Annotated in this window: 13 protein-coding genes, 1 other RNA gene and 1 other annotated feature; of the genes, 12 read left to right on the top strand and 2 right to left on the bottom strand. The window is 35.2% G+C overall.

What is annotated here, in order from left to right; translation table 11 throughout:
* Positions 1 to 101: 101 nt before the first annotated feature.
* Positions 102 to 346, top strand: a binding site (T-box leader).
* A 47-nt stretch (positions 347 to 393) separates the two neighbouring features.
* The 3 genes from hisS (at position 394) to ssrS (ending at position 3,840) form a co-directional block, all read left to right on the top strand.
* Positions 394 to 1,662, top strand: a complete 1,269-nt coding sequence (gene hisS / locus MHH69_RS11425) for a histidine--tRNA ligase (protein ID WP_341362372.1) — start codon at positions 394 to 396, stop codon at positions 1,660 to 1,662.
* A gap of 31 nt (positions 1,663 to 1,693) precedes the next feature.
* Positions 1,694 to 3,466 carry an aspartate--tRNA ligase gene (aspS, locus tag MHH69_RS11420; protein WP_341362371.1) on the top strand — a complete coding sequence of 591 codons (1,773 nt, stop codon included), beginning with the start codon at positions 1,694 to 1,696 and terminating at the stop codon, positions 3,464 to 3,466.
* A 180-nt stretch (positions 3,467 to 3,646) separates the two neighbouring features.
* Positions 3,647 to 3,840: non-coding RNA, 6S RNA (gene ssrS, locus MHH69_RS11415), on the top strand.
* A 103-nt stretch (positions 3,841 to 3,943) separates the two neighbouring features.
* Here ssrS and MHH69_RS11410 read toward each other — a convergent pair.
* Positions 3,944 to 5,512, bottom strand: a complete 1,569-nt coding sequence (locus MHH69_RS11410) for an IS1182 family transposase (protein WP_341361490.1) — start codon at positions 5,510 to 5,512, stop codon at positions 3,944 to 3,946.
* 273 nt (positions 5,513 to 5,785) lie between these two features.
* On the opposite strand from MHH69_RS11410, the gene MHH69_RS11405 reads away from it, so the two are divergent.
* From MHH69_RS11405 to MHH69_RS11380, 6 genes are all read left to right on the top strand, one after another.
* Positions 5,786 to 6,547 (top strand): tRNA threonylcarbamoyladenosine dehydratase, encoded by a 762-nt coding sequence (locus tag MHH69_RS11405; protein WP_122971413.1) that lies wholly within the window; start codon positions 5,786 to 5,788, stop codon positions 6,545 to 6,547.
* Positions 6,548 to 6,639: 92 nt separating this feature from the next.
* Positions 6,640 to 7,062: a hypothetical protein gene (locus MHH69_RS11400; RefSeq protein ID WP_341362370.1), complete on the top strand. Its 423-nt coding sequence runs from the start codon at positions 6,640 to 6,642 to the stop codon at positions 7,060 to 7,062.
* Between the two features lie 190 nt (positions 7,063 to 7,252).
* The gene (locus MHH69_RS11395; protein ID WP_122971411.1) at positions 7,253 to 7,768 is read left to right on the top strand and encodes a hypothetical protein; all 516 of its coding nucleotides are present in this window, start codon (positions 7,253 to 7,255) and stop codon (positions 7,766 to 7,768) included.
* Between the two features lie 458 nt (positions 7,769 to 8,226).
* A complete protein-coding gene (locus MHH69_RS11390) occupies positions 8,227 to 8,775 on the top strand; it encodes a sigma-70 family RNA polymerase sigma factor (RefSeq protein ID WP_158599672.1) in 549 nt (182 codons plus the stop codon).
* On the top strand, positions 8,768 to 8,929 hold the full coding sequence (locus MHH69_RS11385; RefSeq protein WP_122971409.1) for a YvrJ family protein: 162 nt from the start codon (positions 8,768 to 8,770) through the stop codon (positions 8,927 to 8,929). The genes MHH69_RS11390 and MHH69_RS11385 overlap by 8 nt, the downstream gene beginning before the upstream one ends.
* Positions 8,930 to 8,931: 2 nt before the next feature.
* Complete coding sequence (locus MHH69_RS11380) at positions 8,932 to 9,138, top strand: hypothetical protein (protein ID WP_122971408.1); 207 nt, start codon at positions 8,932 to 8,934, stop codon at positions 9,136 to 9,138.
* A gap of 187 nt (positions 9,139 to 9,325) precedes the next feature.
* On the opposite strand, the gene MHH69_RS11375 is transcribed toward MHH69_RS11380, so the two are convergent.
* On the bottom strand, positions 9,326 to 10,612 hold the full coding sequence (locus MHH69_RS11375; RefSeq protein ID WP_122971407.1) for a replication-associated recombination protein A: 1,287 nt from the start codon (positions 10,610 to 10,612) through the stop codon (positions 9,326 to 9,328).
* A gap of 119 nt (positions 10,613 to 10,731) precedes the next feature.
* Between MHH69_RS11375 and cymR the strand changes: the two genes are divergently transcribed.
* The 3 genes from cymR to mnmA are packed head-to-tail and all read left to right on the top strand — an operon-like array spanning position 10,732 to position 13,481.
* Positions 10,732 to 11,151, top strand: a complete 420-nt coding sequence (gene cymR, locus MHH69_RS11370) for a cysteine metabolism transcriptional regulator CymR (protein ID WP_122971406.1) — start codon at positions 10,732 to 10,734, stop codon at positions 11,149 to 11,151.
* A gap of 44 nt (positions 11,152 to 11,195) precedes the next feature.
* Positions 11,196 to 12,338 (top strand): cysteine desulfurase family protein, encoded by a 1,143-nt coding sequence (locus tag MHH69_RS11365; protein ID WP_122971419.1) that lies wholly within the window; start codon positions 11,196 to 11,198, stop codon positions 12,336 to 12,338.
* A 21-nt stretch (positions 12,339 to 12,359) separates the two neighbouring features.
* Positions 12,360 to 13,481 carry a tRNA 2-thiouridine(34) synthase MnmA gene (gene mnmA / locus MHH69_RS11360; RefSeq protein ID WP_122971405.1) on the top strand — a complete coding sequence of 374 codons (1,122 nt, stop codon included), beginning with the start codon at positions 12,360 to 12,362 and terminating at the stop codon, positions 13,479 to 13,481.
* The last annotated feature ends 85 nt before the right edge of the window (positions 13,482 to 13,566 follow it).

Raw genomic sequence — 13,566 nt, 5'->3', positions numbered from 1 at the left:
TTCATTTTAAAATCAACTATGTACTAAAATCCACTGTTTTTTGAAAATAGTTGACAATATGTTATGACTTACTTAAGATTAGAGATAATGTAAAAACAGTAACATTGCCATTGACCAAGAAAGTAGCAATTACCTCTGTAGACAAGAGAGGGAGAGACGTGGGCTGAAATCTTTCCTACTACATGTAGATGTGAAAAACACTTGAGAGGCTTTTTCTCGAAAAACAAAGTTATTTGTTTAGTAGGGAAAAACGGAAACGGCCGTTATCCGTAATGAGGAGGGTGCACATCATCGTGCATCAACTAGGGTGGAACCGCGGAAGTCATTTCAAGCTTTCGTCCCTTGCGTAGGCAAGGGACGGGGGCTTTTTTTAGTTTAGAAAGGAGAATGAAAATGTCATTTAAAGTACCTAGAGGGACGCAAGATATTTTGCCAGAGCAAACTGCCAAATGGCAAAAAGTTGAATCCGTTTTACGTGAATTAAGTCGCGTCTACCGTTATAAAGAAATTCGTACACCAATTTTTGAACAAACGGAATTATTTCAACGGGGTGTAGGAGATACAACCGATATCGTTCAAAAAGAAATGTATACATTTGAAGATCGGGGAGGACGTTCATTAACCCTTCGCCCTGAAGGTACTGCCTCTGCTGTTCGTTCTTATGTAGAACATAAAATGTTCGGTAATCCAGATCAGCCTGTCAAGCTTTCTTATATGGGTCCAATGTTTCGTTATGAACGTCAGCAGGCCGGTCGTTACCGTCAATTCGTCCAATTTGGTGTAGAGGCAATTGGAAGTGCTGATCCGGCAATCGATGCGGAAGTCATTTCCCTTGCGATGGATATTTATCAAACAGTAGGATTAAAAGACTTAAAATTAGTCATAAACTCCCTTGGGGACAAGGAAACGAGAGATGCTCATAGAACAGCGTTAATTCAACACTTTGAACCAAGTATTGGGGAGTTTTGTTCCGATTGTCAAAACCGTTTAGCAAAAAATCCACTCCGTATTTTGGATTGTAAAAAGGATCATGATCACCCGTTAATGAAAACAGCACCTGCTTTAACAGATTACTTAACGGAATCCTCTGCCAAATACTTTGATCAAGTGAAAAAGTATTTAGAAGTACTTGGTATTGCTTATGAAGTAGACCCGAATTTAGTTCGCGGACTAGATTACTACAATCACACTGCTTTTGAAATTATGAGTACAGCAGATGGTTTTGGTGCCATTACAACTCTTTGTGGTGGAGGCCGTTATAACGGATTAGTTGAAGATATTGGAGGACCGGATGTTCCTGGAATCGGTTTTGCCATGTCAATCGAACGTCTACTTTTAGCCCTAGAAGCAGAAGGAATTAAACTCGATGTGGAAGATGGCCTTGATCTATATGTCGTTGCTATCGGTGACGAAGCAAAATTAAAATCAGCTGAATTAATTAGTTCTTTCCGAGCAAAAGGAATTTCTGCTGATATGGATTATGTCGATCGTAAAATGAAAGCCCAAATGAAATCTGCCGATCGCCTTGGTGCTAAATTTGTGATTGTCCTTGGGGATACGGAGATGGAAGAAGGGGCTGTAAACGTAAAAGAAATGGAAACAGGAAATCAAGAAAAAATTCCATTCCACGATCTAGTTAACTATTTACTTGAAAATAAATAATTCTTTTAATCATAAATTGGAGGAAAAGATCATGGCGCAAAGAACGCATGCATGTGGCGAAATAAATGAACAACATCAAGGAGAAAAGGTTATTTTAAAAGGTTGGGTACAAAAACGCCGTGACCTAGGTGGTCTAATTTTCGTTGATGTACGTGATAGAACAGGGATTGTTCAAGTCGTTTTTGGAGATGAAGCAAAGGATGCATTAGCTGTCGCAGAGACGATTCGTAATGAATATGTTGTTGAAATCGAAGGTAGCGTTGTTCTTCGTGATGAAAAACAAATTAACCCAAATTTACGAACAGGTAAAATTGAAATTGTCGCATCGTCTATTAACATTATCAATGAAGCGAAAACTCCACCATTTGCCATAGATGATAAAGAAGAAATTGGAGAAGATGTGCGCCTAAAATATCGTTATTTAGATTTACGTCGTCCAGTTATGTATAACACATTTAAATTACGTTCAGATATTACCCGTTCTATACGTAACTTTTTACAAACAGAAGGCTTCCTTGAAGTGGAAACACCGATTTTAACAAAATCAACACCAGAGGGTGCTCGAGATTATTTAGTACCATCACGAGTACATGAAGGGGAATTTTATGCATTACCCCAATCACCACAACTTTTTAAACAATTATTAATGGTATCTGGATTCGAAAAATATTTCCAAATTGCCCGTTGTTTCCGAGATGAAGATTTGAGAGCTGACCGTCAGCCAGAGTTTACGCAAGTCGATATTGAAACTTCCTTTATGTCAATGGATGAAATCATTGAAATGAATGAACGTTTAATTCAAACGGTGATGAAAGAAGCTAAAGGGGTGGATGTTTCCCTTCCATTCCAACGTATGACATACAAAGAAGCAATGGATCGTTACGGTTCTGATAAGCCGGATGTTCGATTTGGTTTAGAATTAGTTCAACTTTCTGAAATTGTTCGAAATACATCCTTTAAAGTATTCGCTTCTGCTGTGGAATCTGGCGGTGAAGTAAAAGCAATCAACGTCAAAGGAAAAGCAGATAATTATTCACGTAAAGATATTGATGCATTAGCAGAATTTGTTGCCATTTATGGTGCAAAAGGATTAGCATGGTTGAAAGTGACAGAAGGAGGATTATCGGGTCCAATTGCTAAATTCTTTGAAGGCGAAACGGCTGAAAACTTAATGACAGCAACGAATGCGGAAGCAGGAGACTTATTATTATTTGTAGCGGATCAATCTTCCATTGTTGCGGCTGCTTTAGGTGCTCTAAGAAATAAATTAGGAAAAGAATTAGGCTTAATCGATGAATCCCAATATGCATTTTTATGGGTTACTGATTGGCCGTTGTTAGAATATGATGAAGAAGCAGGTCGTTATACAGCTGCTCATCATCCATTCACTCGTCCATTTGATGAAGATATTGAAAAAATGGATACGAACCCTTCAGAAGTTCGTGCCCAAGCATATGACATCGTATTAAATGGCTACGAGTTAGGTGGAGGCTCTTTACGAATTTACGAACGTGATCTTCAAGAAAAAATGTTTAAACTTTTAGGATTTAGTCAAGAAGAAGCCCAAGAACAATTTGGTTTCTTATTAGAAGCGTTTGAATATGGAGTTCCGCCACATGGTGGCCTTGCCTTTGGATTAGATCGATTCGTTATGTTACTTGCAGGTCGTACAAATTTACGTGATACGATCGCATTCCCGAAAACGGCAACAGCGAGCTGTTTATTAACATCAGCACCAAGCGAAGTTTCTACTGCCCAATTAGAAGAACTTAGCTTAACAGTTACAAAGAAAGAAGAAAAATAAATTGACTTTACGTTTACGCAAGAATGTTTTATACATTCTTGTGTTTTTGTTTTTTATTATCGATAAGTAATGAAATATATCTAGTAAAAATGGTTTAAAACGGATTGATTTAAAAAAATTTTAATATTTTATATTTTAATATTGAAAATTCAGATAATTGTTGTTAATATAATAATAACAAGAATCCTAATTTACTTGTAATTGCTTTTCAACTCTTTTGACCGAACAATCAATCGTCGGGAACCCATATTTTATCTTGGCAAACAAGCCCTGCAACTGGCCGAGGGAAGTTTAAAGGGATGAAGAGGGTACCCACCTGCAAGGGAAGCGGGTTCAAAACGATGTTACTTGCTTACGGTATGTTTAGGATTCTATTAAAGAGGCTGGGACATAACTAGCTTCAAATAGTGAGAAAGGTGAATTTGAGGAAACTCAAATTCACCTTTCTCTATTTTGGTGTGTAAATTCTTTTTTTCTTTAGTTAATGGCCGTGAATTTTCTTAAATTCACAGCCATTAACGCGAGGCCCATTTCGTTTTCTACCTTCGATTTTCCTCGTACAGAAAATCGAGTGAAACGCAAATTAGCCTTCAAGAATCCAAAAACTGGTTCCACATCGATTTTGCGTCTTCGATAAATGGCACTTGTTTTCTCTTCTGAAAGCTTCGCTCTTACATATTCTTTTTGCTGTTCCCATTTTTCATTTACCATTAATTTTCGATTGTTGCCTTCTTTAGCTTTGGTACACGATGAACGGAATGGGCATCCCGAACAGTCTTCACACTCGTAAATTTTGAGCTTCCGTTGGAAGCCTGTGTGGTCATTACGGACAGAATAATATTGAAATTCAAGACGTTTTTGATTAGGACATGTATATGTATCGGTTTCTTCATCATACGTCCAGTTATCGGGATTAAATATGTTTTGTTTATACTTTTTCTTTTGTTCTTTCAAATACATACTATACGTAATAAGTGCTTCTCGTTTTCTATTCGAAAGGATATCATGAAAGTTTTGTTCACTACCGTAACCTGCATCTGCAACAATGTGTTTTGGTAACTCAAAATAATGTTGCTCAATCTCATCTAGAAATGGAATTAACGTACGTGTATCTGTTGGATTTGTATATATACTATAGGCAAGCGTATATTGACCTTCCGTTGCGATTTGTACATTATATCCAGCTTTTAATTGTCCGTTTTGCATATAATCATCTTTCATTCGCATAAACGTCGCATCTGAATCTGTCTTAGAATAGCTATTGCGTGTACCAAAGATTTCAAAGTCTCTTTCGTATTTTTGTTTACGTAGGACAAAATCAATCAACTGCTTGCGTAATTGTTTCGGGTATTTACGTTTATTTCTTAAGGCTTTTCGTTCTAGAACATCTGATGATGTTTCAATTTGTTTATCATATTCAGTTACGACATCGTCCACTTTTTGAACTAATTGAGCGAGTTCTTCCAATGATAACTGTTTATCGCTTTCACGTTGAATTTCAGGTATGATTTCACTCTCTAGTAGCTCATTGTATAGCTGGTTTGACTTTTCAATTAAATTTTGGTGATATTTTTCAATGGTTTTCTTCCAAACAAACGTAAATTTATTCGCATTTGCTTCAATTTTTGTACCATCGATAAAAATCGCTTCTTGATCAATAAGCTTTTCTTCAATCAATTGGCAACGGAATTGAACGAAACATTGACGAATTAAATCTTTCACTTCTGGTTGAATACGGAATCGGTTGATTGTACGGTAGCTTGGTTCATATCCTTGGGCTAGCCACATCATTCGGATACTGTCTTTTAATAGGGCTTCAATTTTCCGTCCTGAGAAGATAGATTGTGTATAGGCACATAAGATAATTTTAAGCATCATACGTGGATGATAGGCAGGACACCCCTCATTTCGTAGAAATGGTTCGAACGCTTCATGAGGGATACTTTCAACTAGATGATGGATATGGAAAGCAATATCATTATTTTGTAATTTTACTTCTAAATCTAAAGGCAAAATGAGTTGATTCATGTTATAATCTTTAAACATAAGGATCCTTCTTTCGATATGGTTTTGTGTGGTAACTTAATTTTATCAGAAGAGGTCCTTATTTTATTGTAAAAAATTCAAAGCCGGTGAAATTTTACTTTTCGTAAAATTTCACCGGCTTTTTTTATTTAGAGGAGGGTTTTGTCCCAGCCTCTTTATTTTTGTGCGTATCTCTTTTTCGTATACTTTTGATTGTTTCGATACAAATTTACAGTATAATGGGCTATATGTTATAATTCCGATTAGTAAAATATAGATTGAGAGGCATAAAATATGTTACATCAGTTTTCAAGAAACGAACTTGCGATTGGAAAAGAAGGACTTGAAAAATTAAACAATACAACAGTTGCCATATTAGGAATCGGTGGTGTAGGTTCTTTTGCTGCAGAGGCATGCGCCCGCAGTGGAGTCGGACGTATTATTTTAGTTGATAAAGATAATGTCGATATTACAAATATAAATCGCCAATTAGTAGCGTACCTTTCTACAGTTGGAAAATCTAAATCTCACATTATGAAAGAACGAATTGCAGACATCAATCCTGATTGTGAAGTAATCGATATGCATATGTTCTATACAGAAGATACTTATGAAAAATTTTTCGAACAAGGAATTGACTATGTTATTGATGCATCAGATACAGTAATGTATAAAATCCATTTAATGAAAGAATGTTTAAAACGAAACATTCCAATCATTTCTAGCATGGGTGCTGCAAATAAAATGGATCCAACTCGATTTAAAATTGCCGACATTTCAAAAACCCATACAGATCCGTTAGCTAAAGTAATTCGTACAAAGCTTCGTAAAGAAGGAATTCATAAAGGAGTCATGGTTGTTTTCTCAGATGAATCACCTATTGTTGTTCGTCCTGATGTGGTTGAAGAGGTAGGAAATCCTAATGCCCAAATACGAAAAGCTAAAATGCCACCTTCATCCAATGCCTTTGTTCCTTCCGTTGCTGGGTTAATTGCAGCAAGTTGGGTCATTAATGACATATTAAAAGATGTAAAAATTACACGAGTTCAACAATAAATACTTTATAATAGTTGGGTAACCTAAAATACGGGTTACCCTTTTTACATGTTAAATAGCTTCAAACCTAATTATATAAAGGAGAAAGTAGATTGGACAATTTTACGGAGCTGGAATATAGAGGCTTAAATATATTAGATGAAATAAGTACAGTTGAGTTAGCGATCGATTGGGAATTTCAAAGAATACATGTATTGGATACAAACAAGGTTGTAGAACCGGAATATCATTTTTCAACGAAAAGCTATCAGTTGAGCGAAGGGTTCTTTAAAATGATTGATGTTTTAAATGATAAACATTTTTTGACGCTCCATTGCGATGAAGTAATTCAAAATGAATATAGCGGCTATACATGGTACTTTTACGGGTCAAGAAATTACATATTAAAATATGAGAAATCAAATATTTTCGAAGTTGAGAAAATGGATCAGTTGAATGAAGAAAAAATAAAAAATCATTATTTATATACAAAATATGTAGATAAATTACAATCTTCGGGAATAAAATTGTTTTAATAAAATAATAAATTCGGTGCCTTTGGAATGAAATTTCTGAAATTAGCAGTTGAATAATCTTCAAAAATGAAGTAATTTCACATATATATCACATTTTTTTAGTAAATTTTTATTTTAAGAAAAAATTTCAGAACAATGTTGGTATAGTATGGGTACCTAAAGTTTTATGGGGAATAGGGGAGGAATGGAAATGTCAACAAAAGTTCCAATGACAAATAATGCGTTAAATTTAGTGGAGCTAAATGACCGTATGGAAGAGATTGTATTTAACTATATTGATACAACTCAAAATTGGGAGAAAGCTTATACGAACTTAGATGAATTAGTAAATAGTGCAGTCAATCACTTTAATCATTATGTAAAGGCGAATGGGGAATTGCCAAAGGAAAATACTTATTGGGTATTATATATGAATGTTGTATGTAAATTACTTTATTTCCATACAATTTCTCACTATCATGTACAAGTTAATCTAGGACGAGATGTGAAGAAAGAAATTTTAAACTTGTTAACGGTAGCTGCCAATTGTATTCCGGATGTCCATTTAGAAGATCATGCTGAATTTTTAAAAGAAGTAACAACTAGTTATGAAAATATAGAACTTTATAATGGAAAACATGGGGAATTTGAAAAAATGATTGTTGCTCAAAATAATCGAGTAATAGATTGTATAAAAACTTTTTCCACTTATTCCATGAATCGTTAAATCATAAAAAAAGGTAAAATTGCTTTGGCAATTTTACCTTTTTTTATGAAAAGAATTATTGAAGAATGGCAATTTTATTTATTCGTATAACATTTATATGTTATTCATATGCGTTTTTTACAATTTTTCAATAATTTTTATCGTTCAAAGTTGTTCTAAGGGTTGTTATTTTTGGGCTAGATTGTCCTTTATAAAGTAACTAAACAAATTATTACACCTCAAAGTAAAAAATTTTCTTAAACTATCTATAGCCTCATACAAAAAATTCTACCTTTCCAATAGTCCTAGGTTTTTCCGGTTTAAAATTCGTAAAGTTATTTACAAATTTGGTCGAAATAATAGGAACATTTTCTAAAAATAATTCCAAGAATATGGTATATGTACTCTTTTAGGCTTTTATCGTTTCCTTTTATAATTTAATAAAACAAATGTTCTATTGTTAAGGAGGGATGATGATAGTGGAAATTCAATTTAAGAACCCATTATTAAAAGCTTTTTTAGCAGACGCAGAACATTTGGAATTATATAAACAATACTGTCGTACACCGAATGATTGTATAAAACAAATGATTAATGACCGTTTTATCCAATTTTATATTCGCATTCGAGCCGTAGCCTATTTCTCAAAAATTATCCACTATACCGCTCGCAACTTTGATATAGAAAGAAGAAAGTATGATCAGCGATATGTATTAAATTTGGATAGTACAGGCAATGAATCTAATAACGAAGGGTCTATCACTTTAAAAGAACTTATCGTAGATGAATCTGCAACAAAAAGTTTTTATGAACAAATTGAAGATGACTTAGAACAACATATTCAAAATCCTAATTTATATAAAGCAATTCTTTCGTTAAACGAGAGACAAAAGCACATTTTATATCTATCATTCATTATTAATTATTCCGATACAGAAATAAGTAAAAAATTGAATGTCACGCAACAAGCAATATCAAAATCAAAAAATAATGCTTTAGCGAAAGTGAGGCGAATGATCGATGCTTGATGAGGGTCAATTAATTAACTTAATTAGTAACATTGGTTTCCCGATTGCTGTCTCGATTTACTTATTACTTCGCTTTGAAAAGAAGATTGAAGGTCTAGAACAAACGATTCAAAAGTTGGCGACGGAAGTAGAATTAATAAAAAACAAGGAGTGATTATGATTAAAGAATATATATCTCCATTGGAATTGTTGGAACTTCTAAGGCCGAAAATAAAGAAAGAATTGTATCAAACGGATGCGAGATATCGTGAAGATTTGGAACAAGAAATTGTTACGAAAATTTTAGAAGGATTAAGAACAAAAAAATTTCACAGCATCCCTACTTTTTTTGAATTAGTTGAAAAGGAAAAACAACCAAAGTAACACGATGAACAACTTGTCGGTCGTCTATTGATGTTTGAATTTGATTTACAATTACTAAAGGGGTTTAATGGAGACAAATAACAACCTCTTTTGAAAAATTTTTAATTAAAACTTTTGTAATAGTTCAAAAAGCCTTTAAAATAGGGAAAAAGAAGTTGCTCCTCATTGTCGGGGGCAACTTCTTTTTTTAAGTTCCTTTTTTAAATGATTTCAATTTATCATAAATAGCAGCCATTCGTTTTTCTTCACCAGCAATAACAGGTTTATAAAATTCTTCATTTGCTACGTTATCTGGCAAATATTGTTGATCAACCCAGCCTCCAAAGGTGCCAAGGGGATAATCATGGGGATATTTATAACCGACATGTCCCAACGTTTTCGCTCCTGCATAATGACCATCCCGGAGGTGGAGCGGAATTTCTCCCGTTTTACCTTCGTGAATTGCAGAAATTGCCGCATCTAATGCAGAGTAGGCAGAATTAGATTTCGGCGATAAACACATTTCAATAACTGCGTTGGCCAATGGGATGCGAGCCTCGGGTAGCCCTAAAGTTTTAGCTGCTTCAGTTGCAGCATAAACATGGGCGCCAACTGCTGAATTTGCTAATCCGATATCCTCATATGCCATGACAAGAAGTCTTCTACAAACAGCGATTAAATCTCCATTTTCGAGAAGATGGGCTAAATAGTAAATTGCTGCATTCGTATCACTACCACGTACCGATTTTTGCAAGGCAGAAAGTAAATTATAAAAGTGGGAACCACCTTTATCACCATAAACGCCAATTCGTTCCGATAAATGTTCTACAATATGATCTTGAACAATCGTTTTATTATCAACTTCGTCAGAGGCGTAATAAATTGATTCTAATAATGTTAATGCTTTTCTTGCATCTCCGTTTGAAGCGAGGGCTATTTTTTGAATTTGTTCCTCAGATATGACGATATCGATTTTCCCTAAACCTCTTTCTTCGTCTTCAAGGGCGTTTGATATTAACTTAGCGATATCATCTTGAGAGAGCCGTTTCAGTTGAAGAATTTCCCCACAACGTGATCGGATGGCTGGATTTACATCATGAAAAGGATTTTCGGTCGTAGCTCCTATTAAAATGATGGATCCATTTTCTACGTGGGGTAATAACGTATCCTGTTGTAATTTATTAAACCGATGAATTTCATCGAGAAATAAAATCACTTTCCCAACAAGTCGCGCTTCTGACACAATTTGTTCTACATCCTTTTTCCCCGCATGGGTTGCATTTAACGAGAAAAAAGGAAGTTTCGAACTACCAGCAATGGCGTTTGCAATGGAGGTTTTCCCAATTCCGGGCTCTCCATATAAAAGCATTGAAGGGACATGACCATTTTCAATCATTTTATAAAGGGCAGTGTCTTTTCCGATTATGTGTTGTTGTCCGACGACTTCATTTAAGTTACGAGGTCGCATTCGAAATGCTAAAGGTTCGTTTTGCATGTCTTCATCCTCCAAAGATTCCTTTTACTATATTTAATATTAGACCTTTTCCAAGTGGAATTAAAGGATATATGATATACTTGAGCATAGAAATGGACAAGAAAAATAGAGGTGTTATAATGAAAATTTCTACAAAGGGTAGATATGGACTAACGATTATGATTGAATTAGCAAAACATTATGGAGAAGGACCAATTCCATTGCGCCAAATTGCAGCAGAAAAAGATTTATCTGAAGCCTATTTAGAGCAACTGGTTTCTCCCCTTCGTATTGCTGGTTTAGTAAAAAGTGTCCGTGGAGCTTATGGAGGGTATTTATTAGCATTACCACCAAGTAAAATTTCCGCTGCAGATGTAATTAAAGTTTTAGAAGGACCAATTCAACCTGTAGAAGGAATTGAAAATGAAGAAGCACCGCAACAACAATTATGGATTCGAATCCGCGATGCTGTAAAAAATGTCCTTGATACAACTTCGATTGAAGATTTAGCAAGACACGATGAAGAAACCGAATTCGACGGTTATATGTTTTATATTTAATATAAACGAAAGTGGATTCAAGATTAAAGGAGCTTTTAATGACAATGGAAACAATATATCTAGACCATGCAGCGACTTCACCTATGCATCCAGAAGTCATTCAAGCGCTGGCATCAGCTTTTGAACAAACCTATGGAAACCCTTCTAGCATTCATACAGCAGGTAGACAAGCGCGAAAGGTATTAGATGATGCTCGTACTATACTTGCAAAGGCAATCGGTGCAAAAGATACAGAAATCATTTTTACGAGTGGTGGAACTGAGGCGGATAACACGGCTATTTTTGGCGTTGTAAATAGTTTGAAGCATCAGGGAAAACACATTATCACAACGCAAATTGAACACCATGCTGTATTAAATGCATGTGAAAAGTTGGAAAAAGAAGGCTTTGATGTAACATATTTACCAGTTGATGAAAGTGGTCGTATTTCGCTGGAAACTTTTAAAAATGAGCTTCGAGAGGATACGATATTAGTTACAATTATGTATGGCAATAATGAGGTTGGAACAATTCAACCGATTGCAGAAATTGGTGAATTATTAAAGGACCATCAGGCGATTTTCCATACGGATGCAGTCCAAGCTTTTGGCATCGAAAAATTGGACGTTGATCAATTACAAGTTGATTTACTAAGCGTATCAAGTCATAAATTAAATGGTCCTAAAGGGATTGGTTTTTTATATCAACGAACTGGCACCCCATTAGTGGCAACATTTTTTGGAGGCTCTCAAGAGAAGAAAAGAAGAGCAGGTACAGAAAATGTTCCAGCTGCCGTTGGATTCGCAAAGGCAGTCGAAATTGCTCAACGGGAAATGGAAACAAAGAATGAGCAATTACAACAATTTCGTCAACTATTTTTACAAATTTTAGACGAAGAAAGTATTCAATATAAAGTAAATGGAAATAAGGAACATGTATTACAGCATGTGTTAAATATTAGCTTTAAAGGGATGGAAGTAGAGTCCTTTTTAGTTAATTTAGATATGGCGGGTGTTTATGCATCAAGCGGTTCTGCTTGTACAGCAGGATCTATTGATCCATCCCATGTACTCGTTGCTATGTTTGGAAAAGATGCTGCTGAGCTACGTAATTCTATTCGTTTTAGTTTTGGATTAGGTTTGACGAAGGAGTTAATTGAAGAGGCAGCTCGTCGAACAGCAGCAATTGTAAAAAGACTTGCGAACTAATAGAGAAAAGGTGAAACGACAATGGTAGAAACAAGAGACCCATCACAAATCCGCGTTGTTGTTGGAATGTCAGGTGGGGTTGATTCCTCTGTTGCTGCCTATTTATTAAAGCAACAAGGATATGACGTAATCGGGATTTTTATGAAAAACTGGGATGATACAGACGAATTTGGTGTATGTACAGCTACAGAAGATTACGATGATGTAATCAAAGTATGTAATCAAATTGGAATCCCTTATTATGCGGTTAATTTTGAAAAACAATATTGGGATAAAGTATTTACCTACTTTTTAGAAGAATATAAAGCAGGTCGTACACCAAACCCAGATGTTATGTGTAATAAAGAAATTAAATTTAAAGCTTTCCTAGATCATGCGATGAAATTAGGGGCGGATTATTTAGCGACAGGTCATTATGCCCGAGTGGAAGAACGGGACGGAGAAGTGTTGATGCTGCGCGGTGTTGATAACAATAAAGATCAAACATATTTCTTAAATCAACTATCTCAAGAGCAATTAAAACATGTTATGTTCCCAATTGGCGATATAGCAAAACCGGAAGTTCGTAAAATTGCGGAAGAAGCAGGATTAGCTACTGCAAAGAAAAAAGATTCGACAGGGATTTGCTTTATCGGCGAACGGAACTTTAAAGAATTTTTAAGTCAATATTTACCTGCCCAACCAGGTAAAATGGAAACTTTTGATGGTCGTGTTATGGGAACTCATGATGGCTTAATGTATTATACAATTGGTCAACGCCACGGTTTAGGTATTGGAGGAGACGGTGATCCTTGGTTTGTACTAGGGAAAGATTTACAACGAAATGTGTTGTATGTTGGTCAAGGTTTCCATCACGATGCCCTCTATTCCACATCATTAAATGCTGTGAAAATGAGTTTTACCTCCGATCAACCAAAGCCTTCTAAATTTAGTTGCACAGCAAAATTCCGTTATCGTCAAGATGATACGCCGGTGGAAGTTGAACTATTAGAAGATGGTCGAGCTCATATTACTTTTGCAGAACCTGTAAGAGCTATTACACCTGGACAAGCTGTTGTTTTATATAATGGGGAAGAATGTCTCGGTGGCGGTACAATTGATGAAGTGTTTAAAGATAGTGAAAAATTAACTTATGTAGGATGACAAACGCAAATAAAGTAATCGTTTTGATTGTTTTCATGAAACGAAAGAATGAAATACTATATAAGTGCTACTCAGGCTTATCGTC

The organism is Ureibacillus sp. FSL E2-3493 (assembly GCF_038077515.1).
GTDB lineage: Bacteria > Bacillota > Bacilli > Bacillales_A > Planococcaceae > Ureibacillus > Ureibacillus halotolerans.
Note: the sequence above shows the minus strand (reverse complement) of the source record. Positions and strands in the feature narration are given on the sequence as shown.

Bases quoted from the DNA above. Each gene is read 5' to 3' on its own strand.
- mnmA (WP_122971405.1), top strand. From the start codon at position 12,360: ATGGTAGAAACAAGAGACCCATCACAAATCCGCGTTGTTGTTGGAATG.
- MHH69_RS11365 (WP_122971419.1), top strand. From the start codon at position 11,196: ATGGAAACAATATATCTAGACCATGCAGCGACTTCACCTATGCATCCA.
- aspS (WP_341362371.1), top strand. From the start codon at position 1,694: ATGGCGCAAAGAACGCATGCATGTGGCGAAATAAATGAACAACATCAA.
- MHH69_RS11385 (WP_122971409.1), top strand. From the start codon at position 8,768: ATGCTTGATGAGGGTCAATTAATTAACTTAATTAGTAACATTGGTTTC.
- MHH69_RS11410 (WP_341361490.1), bottom strand. From the start codon at position 5,512: ATGTTTAAAGATTATAACATGAATCAACTCATTTTGCCTTTAGATTTA.
- MHH69_RS11405 (WP_122971413.1), top strand. From the start codon at position 5,786: ATGTTACATCAGTTTTCAAGAAACGAACTTGCGATTGGAAAAGAAGGA.
- MHH69_RS11380 (WP_122971408.1), top strand. From the start codon at position 8,932: ATGATTAAAGAATATATATCTCCATTGGAATTGTTGGAACTTCTAAGG.
- hisS (WP_341362372.1), top strand. From the start codon at position 394: ATGTCATTTAAAGTACCTAGAGGGACGCAAGATATTTTGCCAGAGCAA.
- MHH69_RS11395 (WP_122971411.1), top strand. From the start codon at position 7,253: ATGTCAACAAAAGTTCCAATGACAAATAATGCGTTAAATTTAGTGGAG.
- cymR (WP_122971406.1), top strand. From the start codon at position 10,732: ATGAAAATTTCTACAAAGGGTAGATATGGACTAACGATTATGATTGAA.
- MHH69_RS11375 (WP_122971407.1), bottom strand. From the start codon at position 10,612: ATGCAAAACGAACCTTTAGCATTTCGAATGCGACCTCGTAACTTAAAT.